Consider the following 2,555-nt stretch of genomic DNA (forward strand, 5'->3'; position numbering starts at 1 on the left):
CGCCCCGGAGCCCGCCACGACCGCGGCTCCCGCCGCTGCTGCGGCGGCCCCGGCCGTCGCGACGGCGGCCTACTCGCACGCCGACCAGACCCCGACGACGGTGACCTCGAGCGAGCCCGCCGCCACAGGCGCGCCGACAGCGGTCTACTCGCAGCAGCCGATCTTCGTGCAGGCCCCCGAGGCACCGCGCGCACGCGGCAACCGCGGTGCCGCCGGCGCCATCGGTCTCGTCGCCGCGCTGGTGTTCGCGCTCCTCTACCTGGCCGCCACGCTCGGCCTCGCAGCGCTCGACGAGTCGATCGCGCTCGCGGACCTCGGCAGCCGCACCCTCGAGATCCTCACCACCTGGGCGTTCTGGGTGCCGGTGGCGGTCTTCTTCCTGGGCTTCTGGATCCTCGGCGCCTTCATCAACCGCGGTCGTTGGGGTCTGTGGGTGGTCTTCGGGCTGCTCGTGGGCGCCGCAGCCTACGGCGGTCACCTGCTCGGCCAGCTGTTCCAGGCGCCGTTCTGGTCGATCGCACCGTCTCAGGCTGCCCAGCTCATGGGGGAGCAGCTCCTCGCCCCGCTCGCCGTCATCGCGTTCGTCCTCGGTCGTGAGATCACGGTGTGGTTCGGTGCGTGGGTCGCGCGTCGCGGTCGTCGGGTGATCGAGCTCAACGACGAGGCCCAGCGCGAGTACGAGCGCACCCTTGAGGCCGGCCCGCAGCTCCAGCAGTACTGACAGGCGGCCGCGGCCGATGTCGCCGTCCGCCGGTGTCGCGCCGCCGATCGCCGCGTTCTTCGCGACGATCGGATTCGCGGCGCTCGCGATCTTCGGCTTCGGCTTCACGAGCCTGCTGACCGACACCGACGTCCTCGCCGAGCCGGCGCTCGGCCAGGGCGCCGGGATCACGGCGATGCTCCTCGCGGCCCTCGTCTTCGCGACCACCGGATACGGAGCGGTCCGCCGCGGCCGCTACGTCGGGGCGCTCTGGGTGGCGGCCGCGACGCTGGCCGGCTATCTCGTCGGGATCGCGGCCGGCGGCATCCTGACGGGGTCGGACCCCGCGGTGGCGGTCGGTGCCGTCGGCGACTTCGCGGTGTCGTGGTATCTCCTCGTCCTGGCGGTGACCGCGGCCGTCGCGGCGTGGGCCGGGATCGCGCTCGGGCGCACGCGGGCGAGCAGACCGCAGTGGCCGTGGGAGCACGACGACGACGAGGAGTGACGGGCGACGGCATCCGGCACGGCGGAAATGCCCCGATCGGCGCGGATCTCCGCGACAATGGAGCCGTGGAGCGCTCGCTCGAGACGCAAGTGGACCAGGCCGTCGAGGCCTGGCTGCGCTGGTTGCCGCGCTGGGAGCCGGCCACGCACCGCGGCCGGGTCGCTCCCTGCCGACGGTGCCTCGGGTCTCCCGTCCTCTCGGCGGCGGGTCTCGGGTCCGATGTGCCGCACGGGGTGCAGCACGGTCTGTCGACCCGGATCAAGACGATCGTCGACAACGCCGTCGCGCACTACACCGCACGCAACCTCCCGATGCTGCAGGCCGAGCTGGACCAGCAGGCCGACCGCAACCGGTCCCGCACCTACCGGCCCGCCGAGGGGCTCGAGCCCGAGTTCGACGGCCTGCCGATGGACCCGGATCCCGTCCCGGGCGCCCCCTTCCTGTTCACGATCGCGGGTCTGGCGGATGAAGCGGATGCCGCGGTGCCCGCGCTCCCTCCGCTCACCGAGGACGCGAAGGCGGCGCTCCGTCAGGAGGTCCGCCTCGCCGACGAGTACGCGAGCATGGTGGGGCGCGAGGTCTGCACGATCCTGCTGCGGCATCGCCTCCGGATCCAGACGGCCGTGGCCCAGTACGTCGAGCCGCAGATCGCGGCACTGCTCGACGAGTTGACCCGCTCGCTCGACGCCCCGTTCGACCCGGGCGACGGTCTTCCCGGGGTCTGACGCGGCTCCGCTGCCTTCCGCGGGGGCCGGTCCTGCTCACTTAGGGTGGGGGGATGATCACGGGTGTCGACAGCGGTGCGGGTGTCGTCCTGGGACTGCTCGCCTTCGTCCTCGGCGCGGCGGTGTACGTGTGGGTCGCCCTGGCGCTCTCGGCCGCCTTCCGGAAGATGGGCGAGGAGCCCTGGCGCGCATGGGTGCCCGTCCTCAACATCGCCGTGCTGCTGCGCTGGGGTGGGTTCTCGATGTGGCTCGCCCTCCTCGTCCTCGTGCCGGGTGTCGGCCCGATCGCCGTCTGGATCCTCCTGATCCTGACCGTGCACCGGCTGAACCCCGGGTTCGGGTACGGCGGCGGGATGACCGTCGTCGGGGCGCTCCTGTTCCCGGTCTGGGCGACGATCGTGGGGTTCGGTCCGGCTGAGTGGCGGGGCGCGCGACCCGCCCATCTGCATCCCGATCCGGTGGCGCGGCCCGCGTCGCCTCCCTACGCGCCGTTCGGATCGGTCGGAACGGACTTCGGCCCGCCGTTGCCGCCGCCGCCCTTCCCGGCGCCCGCCCCTGCGCCGGGTGACGACGCGCGGCCGGGTCCTGCGGCCGCCCCGGCGTCACCGGTCGCGCCCCAGCCCTG

The 2,555-nt window shown here is 73.5% G+C and carries 4 protein-coding genes; all 4 read left to right on the plus strand.

Features of this window, described 5'->3' with window-relative positions:
- On the plus strand, positions 1 to 721 hold a 721-nt coding region (locus tag NH287_RS14855), incomplete at its 5' end, for an ABC transporter (RefSeq protein WP_253036231.1).
- 16 nt (positions 722 to 737) lie between these two features.
- Positions 738 to 1,205 carry a hypothetical protein gene (locus NH287_RS14860; RefSeq protein ID WP_253036232.1) on the plus strand — a complete coding sequence of 156 codons (468 nt, stop codon included), beginning with the start codon at positions 738 to 740 and terminating at the stop codon, positions 1,203 to 1,205.
- A 65-nt stretch (positions 1,206 to 1,270) separates the two neighbouring features.
- Positions 1,271 to 1,930, plus strand: coding sequence for a spermidine/putrescine ABC transporter substrate-binding protein (locus NH287_RS14865; protein WP_253036233.1), 660 nt, complete (start codon positions 1,271 to 1,273; stop codon positions 1,928 to 1,930).
- Between the two features lie 53 nt (positions 1,931 to 1,983).
- A partial coding sequence (locus NH287_RS14870; RefSeq protein WP_253036234.1) for a DUF5684 domain-containing protein occupies positions 1,984 to 2,555 on the plus strand: 572 nt, incomplete at its 3' end.

Origin of the sequence: Microbacterium sp. CnD16-F (assembly GCF_024124465.1) — a bacterium.
GTDB classification, from domain to species: domain Bacteria; phylum Actinomycetota; class Actinomycetes; order Actinomycetales; family Microbacteriaceae; genus Microbacterium; species Microbacterium gawkjiense.

What these genes read in the sequence shown, in the direction of transcription:
- NH287_RS14860 (WP_253036232.1), top strand. Translation starts at nt 738, where the DNA reads ATGTCGCCGTCCGCCGGTGTCGCGCCGCCGATCGCCGCGTTCTTCGCG.